Origin of the sequence: Singulisphaera sp. GP187 (genome assembly GCF_900129635.1) — a bacterium.
Lineage (GTDB): Bacteria > Planctomycetota > Planctomycetia > Isosphaerales > Isosphaeraceae > Singulisphaera.
This window is the reverse complement of record NZ_FSRB01000002.1, coordinates 1,060,697-1,079,581: the sequence shown is the minus strand read 5'-3', so window position 1 is coordinate 1,079,581 and position 18,885 is coordinate 1,060,697. Positions and strand designations below refer to the sequence as shown.

Annotated in this window: 16 protein-coding genes; 6 read left to right on the top strand and 10 right to left on the bottom strand. The window is 64.9% G+C overall.

What is annotated here, in order from left to right:
* The first annotated feature begins 1 nt into the window (after window position 1).
* Together BUS42_RS28750 and BUS42_RS43170 are read left to right on the top strand one after the other, a co-directional pair.
* Entirely contained in the window at window positions 2-445 is a 444-nt protein-coding gene (locus tag BUS42_RS28750; protein ID WP_074312774.1) for a hypothetical protein, read from the top strand.
* 31 nt (window positions 446-476) lie between these two features.
* A complete protein-coding gene (locus tag BUS42_RS43170; protein WP_143206557.1) occupies window positions 477-938 on the top strand; it encodes a hypothetical protein in 462 nt (153 codons plus the stop codon).
* Here BUS42_RS43170 and BUS42_RS28740 read toward each other — a convergent pair.
* The gene (locus BUS42_RS28740) at window positions 849-2,228 is read right to left on the bottom strand and encodes a hypothetical protein (protein WP_074312770.1); all 1,380 of its coding nucleotides are present in this window, start codon (window positions 2,226-2,228) and stop codon (window positions 849-851) included. The genes BUS42_RS43170 and BUS42_RS28740 overlap by 90 nt on opposite strands.
* Window positions 2,229-2,489: 261 nt before the next feature.
* Here BUS42_RS28740 and BUS42_RS28735 point away from each other — a divergent pair, with 261 nt between their 5' ends.
* Complete coding sequence (locus BUS42_RS28735; RefSeq protein ID WP_074312768.1) at window positions 2,490-3,233, top strand: carbohydrate-binding family 9-like protein; 744 nt, start codon at window positions 2,490-2,492, stop codon at window positions 3,231-3,233.
* Window positions 3,234-3,972: 739 nt separating this feature from the next.
* Window positions 3,973-6,990 carry a protein kinase domain-containing protein gene (locus BUS42_RS28730; protein ID WP_074312766.1) on the top strand — a complete coding sequence of 1,006 codons (3,018 nt, stop codon included), beginning with the start codon at window positions 3,973-3,975 and terminating at the stop codon, window positions 6,988-6,990.
* Between the two features lie 107 nt (window positions 6,991-7,097).
* Here BUS42_RS28730 and BUS42_RS28725 read toward each other — a convergent pair whose 3' ends face one another.
* Window positions 7,098-7,709, bottom strand: a complete 612-nt coding sequence (locus tag BUS42_RS28725) for a PSP1 family protein (protein ID WP_159452308.1) — start codon at window positions 7,707-7,709, stop codon at window positions 7,098-7,100.
* A gap of 295 nt (window positions 7,710-8,004) precedes the next feature.
* On the opposite strand from BUS42_RS28725, the gene BUS42_RS28720 reads away from it, so the two are divergent.
* Window positions 8,005-10,158, top strand: coding sequence for a heavy metal translocating P-type ATPase (locus tag BUS42_RS28720; protein ID WP_074312762.1), 2,154 nt, complete (start codon window positions 8,005-8,007; stop codon window positions 10,156-10,158).
* Window positions 10,159-10,478: 320 nt separating this feature from the next.
* Window positions 10,479-10,874, top strand: a complete 396-nt coding sequence (locus BUS42_RS28715; RefSeq protein WP_143206556.1) for a hypothetical protein — start codon at window positions 10,479-10,481, stop codon at window positions 10,872-10,874.
* A gap of 131 nt (window positions 10,875-11,005) precedes the next feature.
* Here the strand turns inward: BUS42_RS28715 and BUS42_RS28710 are convergent, their stop codons facing one another.
* From BUS42_RS28710 to BUS42_RS28685, 8 genes are all read right to left on the bottom strand, one after another.
* Window positions 11,006-11,176, bottom strand: coding sequence for an FAD-dependent oxidoreductase (locus tag BUS42_RS28710; protein ID WP_083670735.1), 171 nt, complete (start codon window positions 11,174-11,176; stop codon window positions 11,006-11,008).
* 22 nt (window positions 11,177-11,198) lie between these two features.
* Window positions 11,199-12,623 (bottom strand): aldehyde dehydrogenase family protein, encoded by a 1,425-nt coding sequence (locus BUS42_RS28705; protein WP_074312759.1) that lies wholly within the window; start codon window positions 12,621-12,623, stop codon window positions 11,199-11,201.
* A gap of 68 nt (window positions 12,624-12,691) precedes the next feature.
* Window positions 12,692-13,747 (bottom strand): c-type cytochrome, encoded by a 1,056-nt coding sequence (locus BUS42_RS45510; RefSeq protein WP_254053855.1) that lies wholly within the window; start codon window positions 13,745-13,747, stop codon window positions 12,692-12,694.
* Window positions 13,723-14,355: a hypothetical protein gene (locus tag BUS42_RS45505; protein WP_254053854.1), complete on the bottom strand. Its 633-nt coding sequence runs from the start codon at window positions 14,353-14,355 to the stop codon at window positions 13,723-13,725. Before BUS42_RS45505 ends, BUS42_RS45510 begins: the two co-directional genes overlap by 25 nt.
* Window positions 14,356-14,445: 90 nt before the next feature.
* The gene (locus BUS42_RS45500; protein ID WP_254053853.1) at window positions 14,446-14,991 is read right to left on the bottom strand and encodes a hypothetical protein; all 546 of its coding nucleotides are present in this window, start codon (window positions 14,989-14,991) and stop codon (window positions 14,446-14,448) included.
* 181 nt (window positions 14,992-15,172) lie between these two features.
* Window positions 15,173-16,831 carry an alpha-keto acid decarboxylase family protein gene (locus BUS42_RS28695; RefSeq protein ID WP_074312748.1) on the bottom strand — a complete coding sequence of 553 codons (1,659 nt, stop codon included), beginning with the start codon at window positions 16,829-16,831 and terminating at the stop codon, window positions 15,173-15,175.
* 404 nt (window positions 16,832-17,235) lie between these two features.
* A complete protein-coding gene (locus BUS42_RS28690; RefSeq protein ID WP_074312746.1) occupies window positions 17,236-17,430 on the bottom strand; it encodes a helix-turn-helix domain-containing protein in 195 nt (64 codons plus the stop codon).
* 126 nt (window positions 17,431-17,556) lie between these two features.
* Window positions 17,557-18,753 carry an aldose 1-epimerase family protein gene (locus tag BUS42_RS28685; protein WP_074312744.1) on the bottom strand — a complete coding sequence of 399 codons (1,197 nt, stop codon included), beginning with the start codon at window positions 18,751-18,753 and terminating at the stop codon, window positions 17,557-17,559.
* Between the last annotated feature and the right edge of the window lie 132 nt (window positions 18,754-18,885).

Genomic DNA, 18,885 nt, shown 5'->3' with positions numbered 1-18,885 from the left:
CATGGACCCGAGTATTGCCGTCATCCCGATCGTGGGCATGTCGATTCCGATCATTCTCGTCCCGGTGAGCCTCGGCTTGAGGCACGCGCGGCTCGTGCGGGAACTCGAACATGCCGAGCGAATGAAAGCGCTGGAGCTGGGACGGACCCTGCCGAAGGACGAACCGTTCTGGGGTCCCGCACGCCTCAGCCTCGCGTTTGGCCTCGGCGTTCCGACGGCCGTCTTCTTCTTCGCCTGGATGGCGTCCCACGAGGAAAATACCGCTCAGATTCCCCTCTGGATCTCCGCCGGGGTGGTGGGACTTGGGGGAGTGATCAGCGGGGCGGTTCTCGCTTATCGCCAACTCGAGCGATGGTGGGCCGGGCCACACGTTGAAGACTACCGGACCCACAAGCCGGCCAACATTGATGAGGACGCCTTCGACGTGGTCGGCAGTCGCGGCTGATCGTCCGACCATTCTGGTACAGGAGCTCATCATGCAGCCAGTCGATTTCAGTCCGACCATTTCCTGGGGGATCCTCGTGGTGGTCGGGCTTATCTTGGCGATGCTCCTGGTCACGGCGACCTGGATTTCGTGCATCCTTCACAGGCGGCAGGCGTGGGACCACGCGGAGCGGATGAAGGCCCTCGAAATGGGGATCCCCATCGCTTCCCGCGAATCGGCCTGGCCGCGCACGGTTGCTTGTGTCTCGATCGGCGTCCTCGTCCCGCTGGGAACGTTCCTCTGCGCCTGGCTGGCCTCGCTCACCTCGCCGGCTTGGGTGCAAGCCGTGATCTGGGGGGCCGCCTTCCTGGTCAGCACCACCGCCGTGGGCTGCGCCACCAGCCTGGCCCCCGGCCTCTCCGGTTCAGGTGGCCGGGTGAAACAGGCCAGGGCGACCGGCAAGCCGCCCGCGTTCGACCCCGAGTCGTTCGATCTGATCCACGGTCGTCGGTGAGTTCGCTCCCCATCGCGACACGGCGGCCGCGGCCCAGAGACCCAGGAGCGGCTCGATCGGGATGTGAAACCGCACCGAGACAATCGTGAGCGAGTGAAAAAGCGCGATCAGGGCCACCGCAACGACGGTCGGCCCTAGCTTCCACCGCAGGTCAGCGCGGGCCAGCAACAAGCCGAGGGCCGCGGCCAGCGTCAACGTCAAATGGCTCGCCCGATAAATCAGGCTCCGAGTCTTGGGGTTCGTCTCGTCGAAGAAGACGAAATAACGGAGCCGACGAAGACAGAGCGACGTGTAACGCCCCGGCGCTTCCTTCAGATCCACCAGCGCCCTGCGAAAGAGGATCCGGGAACGCTCCGGTTCCGAAACCGCCCCGAGCTCCTGGTAATCGGCCGTGGTCAACGCCACGTCATCCAGGTAGCCCGCCTCGTGCCGGGCGGCCCAAAGTGAGTCGTTGACCCCTTGAAGACCGCCGCGTTTCGGCCTGAGGGCCCGCTCGACCGAGGCGCGGACGACCTTGTCCGTCCCCTCGCTCAGCGTGCAATTGCCCTGCCAGAACGCGTAGCCGAACGTGCTTTTGATCAGCACGAGCTCGCCGTGCACCTGGCCGTTCCGGAGGATCCAAGGGGCAACTCCGGCGGCCAAGGCGAGCCCGACAAGACCGAGCGGACGAACCGCTCCCCGCATCCCTCGACCCATGACAATGGCCCACCCGACTCCCGCGACCACCAGGGCCAGAATGGGATCGGTCAGCCCGAGCAGAGCCAGCAAGCCCCCCGTGACCAGCGCATCGCGATCCCGCCCGGTGCGCCCCGTCCGATAACCCCAGGCCAGGGCCGCCGTCACGAGCGTGGCCGCCAGCAGCGCCACCTGAACGTGCGTGGCCGCATAGACTAAGGTCGGATGGAGCGCCGCGATCGAACCGGCCAGCCAACCGACCCAAGGTCGGCCGGGCGCCACCTCGCGGGCCAGGGCAAGGACCGCGACCACCAGCAGCCCCCCCAGTGCGGCTTGTCCAAGCTCGAGGATCAGGAGCGAGCGCGGGGTCTCGACGCCCCCGATCGCATAGGCCCCGGCCACAATCCAGGGATAGACGGGCGCTTGCTGCGAAGTGGGGCCATCGGATCCGAGGAAACGGACCGAGAACCCGCGCCCCGCGAGCAAGTTCTCGGCAATCTCGCCATGCTCATAGGTACTATGGGGAACCCGGTGGCTCTGTAAGACGAACACGGCGGCCCCGCGGACCAGAACCGCCGTAATGATCAGTCCCCAGGCGATGCGACGGTCGGACATCCTTTGTCGGCTCCAGCCAAAAGAACAGGCGGTCTCGACACGCCCCTTCCCCCCCAAGCCCGCGGATTCTGGTCGAGAGTGGCACTTTGGTCAACCCAGGACCCAAAGGGGTGAACCGCCGCGGGCATCCCCCCCTTTGTTGCCCGGAAACCGCACTGATTGCCTGAACCCGAAGGTTCGGCTATTTTCAGAGCTCGCGGCCTCAGCCCGGGACACCGGCCTGATCGACAAACCGCATTTCGCTGGAGAGGACGTCCCACAATGACCTGCACCCGATGGTTGACAGCGTTCGCAGGGCTCGCGCTCGGTGTGATCCCCTGCGTTGCGGACGACCAAGCCACTCCACCAGCCACGCAAGACGCCATTTGTCGAAAGGTCAGCGCCGCCCCCACGATCGATGGCCGACTCGACGATCCATCCTGGGCAAACGCCCAAGTCATCGATCAATTCCCCATCTTCTGGACTAAAACCGAGGGACCGAAGGTGACACGAGCCCGCCTGGTCTGGGACGACGAAGCGCTCTATTTCGCCGCCGAGATGGAGGACACCGACCTCCGTTCGTTCGGGACGAAGCGCAACGACCACCTTTGGGAAGGGGACGTCTTCGAGCTCTTCTTCAAGCCACACGCCGAGCGGCCCGAGTATTACGAGTTTCAGGTCAATCCTCGCTCGGTGATCCTCGAGCTCGCGTTCCCCAAGCGGGGCTTCGATTTCGCCACCCTGGCCGCCCGCCCTCCACTCGGTATGAAGGCGGTCGCGACCCGTCGGGGGACGGTCGATCAACCGGGCGACGCCGATCTCGGCTGGACCGTCGAAGGCCGAATCCCCTGGTCGATCTTCGGACCCTCCGGCGGGCGACCCAAGTCCGGCGATGAGTGGCGGTTCGCGCTCTGCCGCTATGATTACGGCGCAGGCAACAACAAACCGATCCTGACCAGCTCAGCCCCCCTGACCCAGCCCAGCTTCCATCGTTATGAAGACTACGGCCGGCTTCGCTTTGATTGATGATTCCACCAGCAACCGGGACTGGAGCAAACCGCCCCGGACGTCGATGATTAATCTACCCGGACAACCAAGATCCCCCCTTTCCCCATTGGCGACCGATTTCGGCCCCACCCGGGGAGGGTTTGGCCGAGTAAGCAAGCTAGGCTATCACCAACACCTTGACAAGCGTCCATATTCTCGAGGCTAAGATCCCAGATTCATTGAACATTTCGCTGGCTGGAAGCGAATTCCCTGTGATTTCATGATCTTTTTCTGGGTGCTTCGGTATAATGACCCGTTCGAGCAAGAGCCTATCGACGTGCTGATCCACGGGTGGTAAATCAGGTTCTTGCCCCTAGATCCAACAATGGTTGACTGCTACAGTCGAAAGAGTGCTCGACGCGATGAATTGAGCGGATTGCACCTGGTTTTCGATGGATCCGCGCCCTGAGCGATGGGTCTCGACAGCCACGCCGAACTTCCATTGGTACAAGTCGGCGGCGCGAAGCCGAGCCGGATCGCGGTGTTCCGTTCTCCCAGCCGTCTCAAAAGAAAGACACAGAAAAGTGGATCGCGCCTCGCGAACTGGGCAGGCGAGCGTGATTTGCCTTTTGGGGCCGATGCATCGGTAACTCAAACCAACGAATTGAGGCGAGGGAGTGCCTTCTTTGCCCTGGAGGTATCCCGAGCCAAGCCGACCGCGGGAGGAGCGGTCACGGTGATGACTCAAAGACGAGCTCTATGCGACGATCTCAGCGCGATGGAATTGTCGGACCCCTTCCGTGCCGAGGTGGGCCATCCGCGACGGTTCCCGGTGATCGACCGACGAACGATGCCGACCCCGGCGGATTCCAGCCCACTCGCCGCCGGGTCGCTCGAGGCGATCGTCGCGGAGTTGACGGAGGGCTGGGATCGGGGCGAACGACCCCAGGTCGAGGCGTTCCTGGGACGAATGTCGACCGCCCATCCGGCCGACATCGTCGAGTTGATCTACCACGAGTTCTGTCTCGCCGAGTCGAACGGGCTCGCCCCCGACCCCAGCGAGTTTTTACGACGGTTTCCCGACCGCGAAGCGTCGCTCGATCGGCTCTTCCGGCTCCATGGCGCCCTGAGCTCGACGCAACTCCGCGAGTGGTCCGACCCGGACATCTTGCCCGAAGTCGGGGACGAGATCGGTCCGTACATCCTCAAACGCGAACTGGGGCGCGGGTCGTTCGCACGCGTCTATCTCGCGGAGCAGACGAATCTCGACGACCGGTTGGTGGTCCTGAAGATTTCGACCCGGCTGACCCTAGAGCCGAGGCTACTGGCCCGCGCTCGGCACTCGCACATCGTCGAGGTGCTCTGGCATGGGTCGGCCGAGAACGGGACGCTTCAGCTCATCTGCCTCCCCTTCCTCGGCGGGGCAACCCTGGCCAGCGTCCTGGCCGAACGGCGGCGGATCGGGAGCCGCCCGAAGTCCGGTCGCGACTTACTCTCCGACCTGGACCGGGTCTCCGCGCCCGAGTTTCCCAAGGCCAATCTGGCCCGGCCCGCCCGCGAAATCGTCGAAGGGTTGTCGTACCCGGCCGCGACCGCCTGGACGGTCGCTCGATTGGCCGAAGCGCTCGACCATGCCTACGTCCGGGGCGTGGCGCACGGCGACATCAAGCCGTCGAACATTCTGCTGACGGCCGACGGCAATCCGATGCTGCTCGACTTCAACCTGGCGGTCGGCTGGCGACTCCCTGGGGCCTCGGACTTACCGGCCGACACGGGCGGTACTCTCGCCTACATGGCTCCCGAACGGCTGCAGGCGGTGGCTGAATCGCAACGGTCGTCGACCCCAAGCGCCGCGGACCGGCATCGGGCCGACATTTTCGCGCTCGGGATCGTCTTGCTGGAGACACTCACCGGCCGATCCCCCGACCTCCCGCAGGCAAAGGCCCGGACTCGGCAAGAGATCGCCGTGATGCTCGTCGAATCGGGGCGTAACGGTGACGATGCGCTGCGATGGCTAGGACGCTCCTCGGTTCCGCGAGGCCTGCGCTCGATCCTGGCGCGATGCTTGGCCCCCGATCGGGCCGACCGCTACGGCCAGGCGTCGGAATTAGCCGACGACCTCGACCGCTGGCGAACCGGCCGGCCCCTCGCGTTCGCCGAGGAGCCCCCCTGGCGGTTTCGCATCGGCCGCTGGGCACGCCGTCAACGTTTCGCCCTGGCCGCCACGGTCCTGGCCCTGGTCCTCTGCGCCACCGCCATGACCGTCCTCTGGTCTTCGTTCCAGAGCACGCTGCGCAGACAGGCCGAGGACAAGCTCTCGCTCCTCTGGGACCACGACGAAGCCGACGTGTTCCTCTTCCGTCGCTTCGGGAATTGGTCGCCCGAGAAGCAGGGAGTTGCCGCCGAAAACGCACGCAAACATCTCGATCGGTACAACGTTCTCGAGGACGCCGACTGGCGACTCCGTAACGACGTGCGCAACCTGCCCGAACCGGAACGCTCTGAGCTCGAGGCCTGGCTCCTGGAGCAAATTCTCCGCTATACCAGGGCCCTCGGCGAGCGTCCCAAGTCACCCGACGATTGGCTCAGGGCTCAGGCTCTGCTCGATCAGGTCGTGAGCCGAACTCCGTTCGGTCCGCTCCAAACCCAGCGCCGCCTACTCCTCGAGCAGATTAAGGAAACCACCGCGAGACCGATCGCGATTCCCCCAGGCAACCCGGCCCGATCGGCGCTCTGGATCGAAGACTACCTGCGAGGCATCGAGGCGGAACCAAGGCATGCACGCGCCGCCCTCGCTCATTACCAGGCGGTACTCAAGGCCCGCCCCGATTCCTTCTGGGGCCACTACCGCGCCTCGACGGTTGCGTTTCGCCTGGGCGACCAACTCGCGGCCGTCGAGCACCTGAGACGGTGCATCGCCCAACGCCCGCGGAACGTCGCCTTACGCGCTCAACTCGCCGGCTGCCTGTTCATGTTGGGACAGTACGACGCCGCGCTTGAGGAGTGCACCAAGGCGTTGGAGCTCGACCCCGACCACACGGTCTCGACCCGCAACCAAACCTACGTACGTAGCCGGCTAGGGCAGGGAGACCATGTCGTTTCCGACCTCGACCGCATCGAACTGCTCACGGGCAGCCAAAACGAAGTCCTGACGCTCAAGTTCCGCCTGGAGGCGATGGGCTCCGCCGATCGCACCGGGACGGCTCGTGACTCAAATCACGTCGAGCCGATCCCGATGAGTGATGAAGAGGCCGACCTCGACACTCGAGTCCTCCGCGCCACCCAGTTCCGGGATCGCAATCGTCCCGACGAAGCGCTGCTCGAGTTGGACAAGATCCTCCGGCTTGAACCCGAACACCTCGAGGCGCGATTCTACCGCGCGATGCTTCTCCGTAAGCTCAAGAACTGCAAAGCCGTGGCCGACTTCGCCTACCTGGTCGAGCATCCTCGTCTCGATGAGCTCATCCCCCAATACAAACGGGCGGTCAGCATTTATCATCATCGAACGAGCGACCTCCTCCGGGCCAATCAGCCGGCAGCGGCGATCCAGGTCGCGCAAGCCGGCCTGGTGCAGGCCAAACGGTATCAGTCGATGTTGGGCGAGTCCCACTACGCTCTCGCCCGCGCCTATGCATCGGCCGCCAAGTCCAACGCGAGCCTCGTCCAGCGCGTGGTTGAGGAGCTCACGGAGGTCGCCAAGACCAATCCGAAGCTCCTCGGGGAGTCCTTCGAGAAAGACTCGAACTTCGACGGTCTCCGCGACCGCGTCCGCCCGCCGCAAATCAAGTCCCGGTGAATTGCGGCTCTCCGAGCGGCATCACCGGGCGGCCCTCCCAGATGTACTCCCGCAGGACATCCTGGCCCCACTCCCGCAGGACATCCGAAGACGCACACCCAGACGCATCACCGGGCGGCGTGGCGACGACTCCCCGCAATCAGCTTCTTGACCCCACAGTCGGAGCAGCCGCCCGTACCACAACCCCCGCCTGCTGAGCCACAACCCCCTCCGTCGGAGCCACAACTTCCGCAGCCTCCGGCTTCGACATTGTCTTCAGCCACTTCCTCATCCGGCACGTCGCGGCCGACCGGTTCGAGCATCACGTCAAGGTCGTACGTCGAGCGAAAGGCCGAGAGCAAACCGGTCACGTCCAGGCGATGCGGCCCCAGGTAGTGGAGGACCGTCCGGCGATCGTCGAGCAATGGTTCGACGTCGATCAGTTCCATCGGCCAAACACCATCCTGAAAGAGTCGCTGACAAATCTCGAATCGACTCGGGCGGGTCGACTCGGCTTGGCGGGCCTGCTCCAAGTCGTCAGAACCGGCGATGCGAAGCACACGGGTCGGCGTTTCTTCTTCGCCTGGCGCCGAGGACAGAGGCGCGAGCACTTCGCCAAGTTCCGTCCCACGATGCGATCGGATCACGACCGTCATGCCACGCTCGAAGTCGGCCGAGTCCGCGGAAAACCTTCCGACCCGAGCCATCAAGCCGTAGCGGATCAAGTACATGTGTGCCATACGGTCCTCGACCCTGACCCGACAGACGTCCACCATTCCATGATTATCGTGATTTCACCCGAGTACGCAAGGCAACGACTCGAGGAGCAGGGAGCCGCAACCCGGCCTGATCCACTCAACTTCGAGAACGGGGCGGGGCAATTGCGTTCTCGAAAGACGTCGTTCACCTTATAATTTCGACGGGCGACCTTGCCGGATCAGATTTTACGCCCGATCCCTCGAGTGCCCGCCGATCGAAGCGGCCCAGGACGACGGGGCCGTGTGCCCCTGCTCACGGACGGAAAGGACTGCCAACATGAGCCGAGCTCGCTGCACGTTCAAGGTTGCCGGCCTCGATTGCGCCGTCGAGATGGAACAGCTCCGCGCCGCTCTGGGTGAGGCTCCCGGCGTGCTCGCCCTCGGCTTTGACCTGATCCACGGGTCGATGACGGTCGATTACGAGCCGGAGCGGATCGGTCCGAGTGAACTCTCCGATCGCGTGGCCCAAAAAGCAGGAATGCGCGCCTCGCTCGTCGAGGAAAGCGTCGAAGCGGATGGATGGTGGACGAGAAACGGCCGCTGGGCGGCGACCCTCGGATCGGGCCTGGCGCTGCTGGTCGGAGTCGTGCTCGGGTCGACCTCATCAGGGTATCCCGGCTTCGAGCGAGCGGCCTACCTACTGGCGATCCTCTTCGGTGGATATGAGCTGTTTCCGAAAGCCATTCGCGGGCTCGTCAAGTTCCGGTTCGACATCCACGTCTTGATGACCGTGGCCGTCGCAGGCGCTTTGGCCCTGGGCCAATGGGACGAGGCGGCGACTGTGGCCTTCCTCTTCGGCCTGTCCGAGGCCCTCGAGCGGTTCAGCCTGGACCGGGCACGCCGGGCTGTCAGGCGACTGCTGGAGATCGCGCCCGAGACCGCTGAGGTCGTCGCCGCGGACGGCACGATCCGGGTCGTCGCCGCCAGCGAGCTCAAAGCAGGTGACCGCGTCCACGTTAGGGCAGGGGACCGGATCCCGATCGACGGGGCCGTTGTCTCCGGCCGCTCGAGCGTCGATCAAAAAGCGATCACCGGTGAGTCGGTCCCGGTGCCGCGTGAGCTGGGCGACCCGGTCTTCGCGGGGACGGTCAACGGCGAGGGGGCGCTCGAGATTGACGCGGCCGGACCGATCGGCAATGCCCTGATCTCACGGATCATCGCGCAGGTCCGCGACGCCCAGGCCGCCCGGGCGCCGGTGGAGCGTCGAATCGGCCGGTTCGCCGCGATCTACACGCCCACCGTGATGGCGATTGCCGCGTTGATCATGATCGTCCCCCCCGTCCTCCTGATCACCACGGGAACGCCGCCGGGCTCGGCCCAATGGGGGACATGGTTCGGTCGCGGACTCGTCGCGCTCGTGATCGCCTGCCCGTGCGCCTTGGTCATCTCGACCCCGGTGGCGATCGTCAGTGGCCTGACGGCGGCGGCCCGGCGTGGGATTCTCGTCAAGGGCGGAGAATTTCTCGAAGAGTTCGGTCAGCTTCGGGTCCTCGCGTTCGACAAAACGGGTACGCTCACCCGAGGCGAGCCCGACGTCGTCGAGGTTGTCTCCACCGACGGGAGCGATGGCGAAGAGGTGCTTCGGATCGCCGCCGCCCTGGGCGATCGCGGCGGCCATGTCCTCGGCCGCGCGATCGCGCGCCACGCCCGCCAGCGCAGCCTGATCGTTCCGCTGGCCGACGGCTACCGAGCCGAGCCCGGCCGGGGCGCATCGGGGCTCGTCGATGCGGTGGAGTATCATATCGGCAGCCATCGTTTCCTTGACGAGTCCGGCCTTTGCCCCCCTGAGTTCCACGCCCGACTCGATTCGGCCGAACGGAACGCGGGGACGGCCGTCGCCCTGAGCGCTCAGTCCGGCCCGCTCGGTTGGATCCGGCTCGCCGACCAGGCGCGCCCCGAGGCCGCGCGCATTCTCGCCGAGTTGAACGCCCTGGGGATCCAGACCGTGATGCTCACCGGCGATAACCCACCGACCGCCGCAGCCATGGCCCAGGAGCTCGGGATCATCGAGCACCGCTCCGGTCTGCTCCCCGCCGAGAAAGTCAACGCGATCACCGAACTCGACGCGCGCCATGGCGCCACGGGCATGGTCGGCGACGGCGTGAACGACGCCCCCGCGCTGGCGACCGCCCGGGTCAGCGTGGCACTCGGCGGCATCTCCAGCGGCGCGGCCCTCGATACGGCCGACGTGGTCCTGATGGCCGACGACCTGAACGCCTTGCCCTGGCTGGTTCGCCACAGCCGGAAAACCCTGGCCCGGATCCGTCAGAACATCGGTTTGGCCCTGGGAACCAAGGCCCTCGTCCTCCTGCTTGCCGCCCTCGGCTACGCCACCCTGGCCATGGCCATCGCCGCCGACCTGGGCACCAGCCTGCTCGTTACCGCCAACGCGCTGCGATTGCTCCGCAATTCGTCCGCCGATCGTCAGTAACACCGAACACCACACAAGCTCGGCCGATTCGAAACCTCACCTCAGCGGCGACGGCGATCCGTCACAAACAAGCGACGGCCGCGTCTACTTCGGGAATCGATAACGCCCGAACAAGCCACTGGAGTCTGACCAAGGCGGATCGGCCACGATCAGCGGACGAGAGACGGAGGGAGGCCGCTCGGTGACTTCAACGAAGGCCCAAGCGGCCGGACCACGCGGGTCCCAGAATCGTTCTTACCGCTTTTATTCCCCCCAAGGTCATGGAGAAGTCGCCCGTGTCATCTCTGGCTTCCGATATCGTACGAGTTGCGCGGAGTAAGGTGGGTTCGAAGGCCTGGATGTACAGCGTCGCGAAGGATGATTTCGCGGCAAACACCAACAAATGCAATAAATTCGTCTTCGATGTCGCGGTGGAAGCCGGAGTCACGCCGCCGCCCAAGGTCTCGATGTACCTGATATTCAGCCGGCCGCCGACGGCAGGCGAGTGGGCCGATCCCAAGGTCGCAATCAGTGGCTGGGACGTCGTCACCAGCCCTCTGCCTGGTGACGTCGTCGCGGAGGCGCACCGCTACGCCGACGCAACCGGCCACGTCGGCATCGTCGTCGGCCCGAATTTGACGGTCTCGGCCTCCGCCCTCGTGGGTGGTGTGATCGTGGAGAACGACTGGGGCTTCCGAACCGACCAGACCCCAACTTTTCGGCGTTACACACGATAGTTTTTGCTTACGACCAGATCATCACCTCGGATTTTCATCCGATCAATTCACAAGTGAGAAAAAAAAAGAACGGTTCCCCACGATACGGGTTGACACCCCATCGTGCGGAACCGCTTCTTCACGCTCGAGAATCAAAAGCGAGCAGGAGGTACAGCCCGGCGAACCCAAGGGTGGTGATCATCGAGTCGGTCGAGGAGCGTGACCCGCACCGCGGAACTGCGGAGCGATTTCGCAACCCGCAGCCCCGCGAATCCCCCTCCGACGATCACGACCTTCGATCGACCCGCCGCCCTGTGTTTCATCCCGCAACTTCCTCGGATCAGATCAATCGATGAGCCTCAGCAACGCCAGGTGTCCGTCGGAATACGGCGGGTAGCGGACGGGCAGGTCGAGATGGATCGACCTGGCGAGCACGCCCTTGCGGTGGGTGAACATCTCGAAGCTCCATCGGCCGTGGTAGCGGCCCATGCCGCTCTCGCCGACGCCGCCGAAGGGGAGCTCCGGCACGACCATGTGCATCAGGACGTCGTTGATGCAGACGTTGCCCGAGCTCGTCCGATCGATGACCTTGTGCTGGGTCGCCTCGTTGTGGGAGAAGACATAGAGCGCGAGGGGCGAAGGTCGGTCCGCCACGAACTCGATCGCCGCGTCCATGCTGGGGTCGGCGAGCACGGGCAGGATGGGGCCGAAGATCTCCTCGCGCATGACTGGCGCTTCGGGCGGCACTCCCTGGAGGATGGTCGGGGCGATGTATCGTTCCTTGGCATCGGCCTGGCCCCCGCAGACGACCTCGCCGTCGCGGAGCAGCTTCGACAGCCTCTCGAAGTTGCGGTCGTTGACGATACGGCAGTAGTCGGGGCTCGTCCTGGGGTCGTCGCCGTAGAAGGCCGCCACCGCGGCACGCAGGTGCTTGAGCAGCTCCATCTCGACGGCCTCGTGCACCAGCACATAGTCGGGAGCCACGCAGGTCTGGCCGGCGTTGCTGAACCGGCCCCAGACGATCCGCCGGGCGGCGACCTCCAGCGACGCGTCCCGGTCCACCAGGCACGGCGACTTGCCACCCAGCTCGAGGACGACGGGAGTGAGGTGCCTGGCGGCCTTCTCGAGCACGATCTGGCCGACCCGGCTGCCCCCGGTGAAGAAGATCAGGTCGAACCGCTCCTCCAGCAGGGCCTGGGTCTCGTCGGCCCCGCCCTGGATCACCGCGACGGACTCCGGATCGAGGTATCGCGGCACCAGGTCCGCCATCAGGGCCGAGGTGCGCGCCGCGATCTCCGACGGCTTCAGGACCGCCGCGTTGCCGCCGGCCAGGGCGCCAACCAGAGGCGCGAGGAGCAACTGGACGGGGTAGTTCCAGGTGCCAATCACGAGGACCACGCCGAGGGGATCGGGCGTCGTCCAGGACTTCCCGGGCTGGGCCAGGAGCGACGTGTGCGTCCGCTCCGGCTTCATCCACCGGTCGAGGTGCTGCAGGGCATCGCCAATCTCCGCGATCACGAAGCCGACCTCGGTGAGGTAGCCTTCGAGCCGGGGCTTGCGGAGATCGGCCCACAACGCCTCGTAGATCGCGGACTCCTCCTCCTTCAGGAGCCGCTTCAGAGCCTCGAGCTGCGCGCGACGCCACGAGACGTCGCGCGTCCGACCGCCGCGGAAGCTTGCCCGCGCCTTGGCCACCCTCTCGACGATTTCCGCTCCGGTATTTCTCGTTTCCAAAGTCGTGTCAGTCGCTTGAAGATTGACGGCGGTCATTTTGCCCTCGCTTTGACGACAATCGTCCCGCTCAATGACTCGGCGCACGATCGAGGCGTGACCGATGCTCAGAAGTGCTTCATGTACTCGATGAGCGCACGCTTGTCGTCATCACCGAGTTCACGCCCGTAGGTGTGGCCCCGGTCTTCGATGAAGTCCGGGCACATGTTGACCTCGACGAGCTTCTCCATCAGCCGCTGCTGGCCAAGCGCCTGGTTCTTCGACCGCAGCTCGGCGAACTTCTCCCCGGGCTCGCCCTGCAGGATGCCGTCCACGTAGTCCTGCAGTACCGACGTCACGTCCTTCGCGTGCAGTCTCATAATCAAGTTAACAGGTGTCCAATTAGGAACGTTGACCAGATCAAGGTCCAGGCCGGACAAGTCCGAGAACTCCGACATCACCTTCATCAGCATTGGGAGGAAGTCCGGAAGTTTGCTGTCCTGCGTGGTGACCAACATCGAACGGACTCCCAGCCGCCGTTCTGGCCAGAGCAGCTTGGCCATGCCATCCTCGTAGGCGGCCATGCGGCCAGCCACGGACGGGTCGCCGTTGTACGATCCGACCGAGTTGTTGTGCAGGTAGGGCGCCGTCGCCCACACGCTCACCAGGGGCGGCGTGCGGTAGAAAAGCCTCTTGGTGGTGAACTTGATGTCGTGCTTGCCAGTCAGCGGGTTGTACAGCGGGATTGGCTTGCCGTCCCTGTCATGGTCGAACACCTGCTCGGTGCCTTCCTGGTTGAGTTTGAACCCGAGGCTGGACATCTGCCCGTAGCCACCGCCCGCATCCCAGTTGGAGCTCAGGGTGCGCCCGATGTGCGTACCCAGCTCCGAGCAGGGGTAGCGTTCGTCGTCGGACAGGAAGTTGTCCGCGAGGAAGTCGTCCCGCAGCACAAGCTCGCGCCAGGCTTTCTTCTGAGCCTCGGCATCCTCGGGCAGGTTGTCGGGCTTCTTGCTGCTATGGCAGCGGGCGCAGTGATCGGCGAAGGCGATCTTCCCCTTGCGGAGAACATCCGCGTCCGTCGCGAGATAATCCTTGCCGTTTTTGCCCCCTCTTCCCTCGGCCTCGATGGCATCCTTGAGCGGGAAGCCATCGTGGGTGCTCAGGTAGAGCGCCATGTTCGGCATGCGAGCCTCGGTCTGCATCCAGGGGCCTTGGGATCCTTGCGTATCTTGCCCAGAATGTTGAATTCCTCTTGCTTGAAGCCGCGTTCCCGGCTCCCCTTGAGGTCGTACGGGTTCAGGGCCCAGGTTGGCAACCAATCCTTGTGTCCGGACCCCTCGTTGACGTAGACGCGGGTTCCGGCGATCACCAGGCCCATCGAGTCGGCCCCGGTCGACAGGACCCTCGGGGAGCGGTACGTCGGCTCGGCGTCGGTTCCGCCGATGCCGTCGTTCTCGGGCAAGCCGAGGTGCTTGTTGATCGACTGCATCATGACCTTTTGCTCGGGCGAGATTCGATCCGCGTGCGCCAGCTTGAGGCGATCATTCAGGCGGTAAATCGAGTTGATCAGGATCGGGCCGTTGATGAAGTCCGTCGGGAAGCGCGTCGTCTCGCTCGTGCCCGGCGATTGGTTGTGCAGGTACTGCCAGGCAAAGGAATCCTTCGGCATGTCGAAACCGAACAGCATCCCTTCGCGAAAGTACTGGCTGCCGATGTGAGAATCTAAGTTTTCCCAGTTCGGCTCGGCCGGGTTCTTCGGCGGCCGGTTGGGGTTAAAGGCCGTGTGGCACACGGTGCAGGCCATCCCAACGAGGTACGGCGGCTCGACACTACGCGCATCATCGAGGTATTTGTCGATGGACCATTTCTTCGCGTCGAAGTTCTAGTTCTTGAAGAGTTGCAGGCCGACAACACCGCTGGAGAAGCCGAAAACGTCCGGATCCCAGGTGAGCGTGCCGTCCTTCATCCGGTCAATCCGGAGGCCGTATTGGTCCGGTTTGTCGGCGGCCACGCAATCGGGATCGTTGATGAGCCCGATCTTTTCCCACCGCTGGGAACGCGGCAAGGTGTGCAACATCCGCAGAAGATCAATCCGGGCGGTGAGCACGTTTTCATTCTTGCTGGTGAGCTTGGCCATCTCGCGCCAGAACCCTGGGTTGTCGACGCCGCACCACCAGTGCCAGGTGTCCATGCCGTCGCCGACGGCGTTCGGGTCCACGCCATAGCGTTTGGCGGCCCAGTCGGAGTGGGTCTTGCGGTACCAGTCATACGTCTGCTCGTCGTCCGTCACCGGCCGGCCGAAGGTGTACTCGACCTCGTCGCCTTCCGCGGCGAGCGCAGCCCGATCCCCGCCGACGCCCCACAGGGCCGCCAGGGCCAACGCGGCCATGGCGCCCCTCGCGACAAGTCGCTGTCTCCCGGTGTTCATGGTTGCCCCTCTCGGTGAGGTTGGGCGCGATCCTGGAGGGTCTGCAGAATGTCATTCGGATTTCCGGAGGCCGTTCCGCGGATCGCGCTCCGCATGCAACGTTAACTTGACGACATGACAGCATTTCTACAATTTCCGTCGCCTTCACCGAAGCTCGGATCGGTCGCAAACGTTCGGCGCTCTAACCATTCCCGTACAGGGCGTCGAGGCTCTGATGGGCCATGGCGAGTCCTGCCGGGAAGTCCATCCGGCCTCCGACGACCTCGATGTAGCTCGCCGATTCGCCCGTGGCGGCCCTGGCCAGCGCGGCGTCGAGCTCGCCAAGCGTGGCGACTTTCGCCGTGAACCAGCCCCGGCAGCCCAGGGCGGCAGGCAGGGCGTGGTAGTTCCAGGGGGCGAGGTCGTTGTAGACCCAGTCCGGATCCGCCTCGAGCGCCCGCTCGACCATGTAGCCCCCGTTGTTGAGGACGAAGATGACCGGCTTCAGCCCGTGACGCCCCATGGTCCCGACGTCGGCGGCGGTCATCTGGTGCGAGCCCTCCCCGGTGAAGAGCAGGGTCCGCCGCGACGGGTCGGCAAGCGCGATGCCCAGCGTGGCCCCGGTCGCCCACCCGATCGAGCCCCAGAGAGGTTGAAGTTGGACCTCCGCACCTTCGGGGAGCGGAAGCGGGATCATCCCGGAACTCATGCTGCCGCTCTCGAGGACGATCCGATCCCATGGCTTCAGGAAGTCCCGAAACCGGGGATACATGTTCACCGCGGTGATCGGGTCGTCCGGCTTCCCGCCGGGCGGGGTCGGCACTTCCCTCGGCGACGCCGAGTATCCGAACTTCTTCTTGACCGCACCGGCCAGACCGTCGAAGACGTCGCCCATCCGGACGGGGTTATAGATCCGATCCGCGACCCGGACGTGATCCACCCCGATGGTGACGAGCTTCCCGGGGTCGACGCGGCTCGTGTAGGCGGACGTGTTGATTTCGTTGAAGCTGACACCGCCGGCGTCGATGACGACGTCCGCCCCCTCGACCGCCTCGAGGACGGCGGGGGACGAAGCGGCACCGGAATAGATCCCGACGAACTGGGGATGGGCCTCGGTCAGGATCCCCTTGTCCATCGCCATCGCGGCGAACGGGCAGCCCAGCGCCTCGATCAACGCCCGGAGCTTGTCCTGGAGCTTGAACCGCGAGACCGTGTAGGCGGGGAGGACGGCCAGCGACCGGGCGGCCTCGACCCGCTCGGCGATCGCCGCGACGGCCCTGGCAAGGTCGGGGCCGCTCGCGGGCTTCGGGTACGGGGTCGGTGCCGAACCGGTAACCGGCGTAACGGCAAAGTCGCCCGCGACGAGGATGTAAGCAGGCCGGCTCTCCCCCCGCGCCGTGGCGATCAGCCGCTCCATCTCGTGGACGCAGTTGTCGGGGGTGATCACCGCCGAGACGCACGCTGCTTGCGCCGAGATGTTCGCGAAGTTCTGGAACTCCCCGTCGCCAAGCGTGTGGTGGACAATCTGGCGGACTCGCTGCTTGCGCATCGTCGGCATGCCGACGACGTGGAAGACGCACGACCGCTCGGCCTTGGCCCCCATCACACCGTTGAGCGCGGACAGCTCGCCGACGGCGTACGTGGTCATCAGCATCGAACAGCCCCGCACGCGGGCGTAGCCGTCGGCCGCGTACGCCGCGTCCAGCTCGTTGGAACACCCGATCCAGCGGATCGCCTCGCTCTCCGCGACCGCGTCGCAGAGCTTGAAGGCGAAGTCCCCCGCGACTCCGAAGCAGTCGGTGATCCCCTCGCGTGCGAGCCGTCGGACGATGTAATCCGCGACAGTCGGTTGCTCACTCATCGGATTGTTTCCAGGTAATAAGATTGGGTTTTAACATAATTACGTCAATCGACCATATAACATTCTCTCAACTCAAAACAATCGTGCGCAGGGAGCACTGGAATCCCCACAAAGCAATACTTTACGCACCTGCAACACTTGTACCAAACTGGCGAGACGGAACCTCCTCGGCGGGTCCCGACCGGAGGACCAGATCGAAGCCTTTGCCGGGGTTACAGTTTGGAGCGAGAAAAGGAGTCGCGAGGGGCACGCACACAGAGCGGCGCGGGGTCCCGGAACCGCCTGGGAACGCCGGACGGGCATCGCTGTGGGAGCAGATTGACCGGGCCGGGTGGAACATCGGCCACGACGACGATCCGGCCGGGAGACCTGGCCGCGTCCCCGCGGGAGTGGAGCGGTCGGGTTCAGACCAGGTCGTCTTCCTCCGCTTCGCCGGGGCGCGTCGCGGACAGCCCCAGGTCCCGGAGCTTCAGGCGCAAGGTCTGCCGGGCGATCCCGAGCAGGAGGGCCGCCTGGAGATTGCCGCGAGTGTGCTCCAGGACGCGCGGCAGCAAGAGCCGGTCCACCTGCCGGTGCGTCTCCGCGTACAGGTCACGCACATCCGACTCCACCCGTTGCCGGATGACGAACGTCTCCAGGCCGGGTTCTGTCGCGGTGGGTACCCTCGCGGTCGCGGACGAACTCCCAGCGGATCGGCACCAAGCCGGCGTCCGAGTTTAACGGGCTCAGTCCAGCGGCCCGTACGGCTCGGTCGGATTGCGGTGGATGGTCGGATTGATTTGAGCCTGGATCGCCTGGATCTCGGCTTCGACGGCAGCCACGGCCGGAGCCGTCGAGAGCACTTCGAGGGTCGTCTCGGTCACGTAGCGGCCGTGCGCGGGGAGGGCGACGACGCGTTGCCGGGCCTTCTCGAACGGCTTGGGATTGGGATAGTTGGTGCCGGGCTCGAGCCCGGTGACATATCCTTCCTTGAGTCCGCCCGTGCACTTCCAGAGCGTGAACGCCGGGAGCTGGGCGGGGGAGAACCGGAGCACGACTCCTTTGTCGCCCGCCTTGTTGCGGAGCATGGTCACCGTGCGCCCGTCGTCACGACTGCCTTGGAGCTCGAAGAAGTAGCACTGCTCGGTGAAGCCGGGTTCGGGTCCGCGGTAGGTCTCGTAGTGATCGATCGCCGTGCCGGCCCACGCATCCCGCGGTGCCATCGCCTTCACAGGCGCCACGAACCGGGACCCTGCTTCGAGATAGGGGGGGCCAAAATTCCAGTGGTAGAGCACCTGCATCTCGCCGGGCGCATCTTTGAGGTTGAGAAACTCGTCGCGGACCGTCAACCGGTTCGAACCGGGGGTGGTGCTGACCCGGGTCGTCATCCGAATCTGCGGGGCGAACAGCTTCGACTCTTCCACCTGCCCCTCAACCACGATTTCGTAGGGGGGTTCCGTGCCGACGTGGACGGCGACGAACGAGGCGGGGATGTTGGCGATCTTGCCATGCAACCCGTAGGTCGTGTGCCGCTCCGAACCATCAGGGTTCGTGACCTTCTCCTCGTAGGGCGCTCCGTTATTCTCGAGTCCGCAACGCGCGACGAGCTCGTCGAACCCTTCGAGCCAGCCGAGTCCTCCCCAATTCATCAGGTTGACAAACGCGGGATTGACGGGTCCGTCACCAACGGGCGAGTCCCAGCCGACCCGATCGCCGCCGAGCTGCCCTTTCCAGAGGCCCATCCCCCGAGTGGGAACGACTGAAAACGTAAAGAGACCATTATTGACCTGAATCAAGTCGACGCCGTCGCGACGCCCGCCCCGAAGCGAGCGCTTGGTCACGGACCAGGTGTGAGGCGAAGGTGACTCAACGCTCGCTGCGTCGATCGCAAAATTCTCGACCCAGAGATCGCGACCGACGTCGGTCAACGTGAAAGAGGGCATACGGACCTCGCCGGACTCACGGAAAGGGGCTGGTTCAAGCTTCGACAGCGCGGGCCAGCATACTGTCCTCGCACGATCAAGTCCAGGGTCCGAATTCACCCCGCGCGCGTCGTGAGATCACCGTCAGAGCTC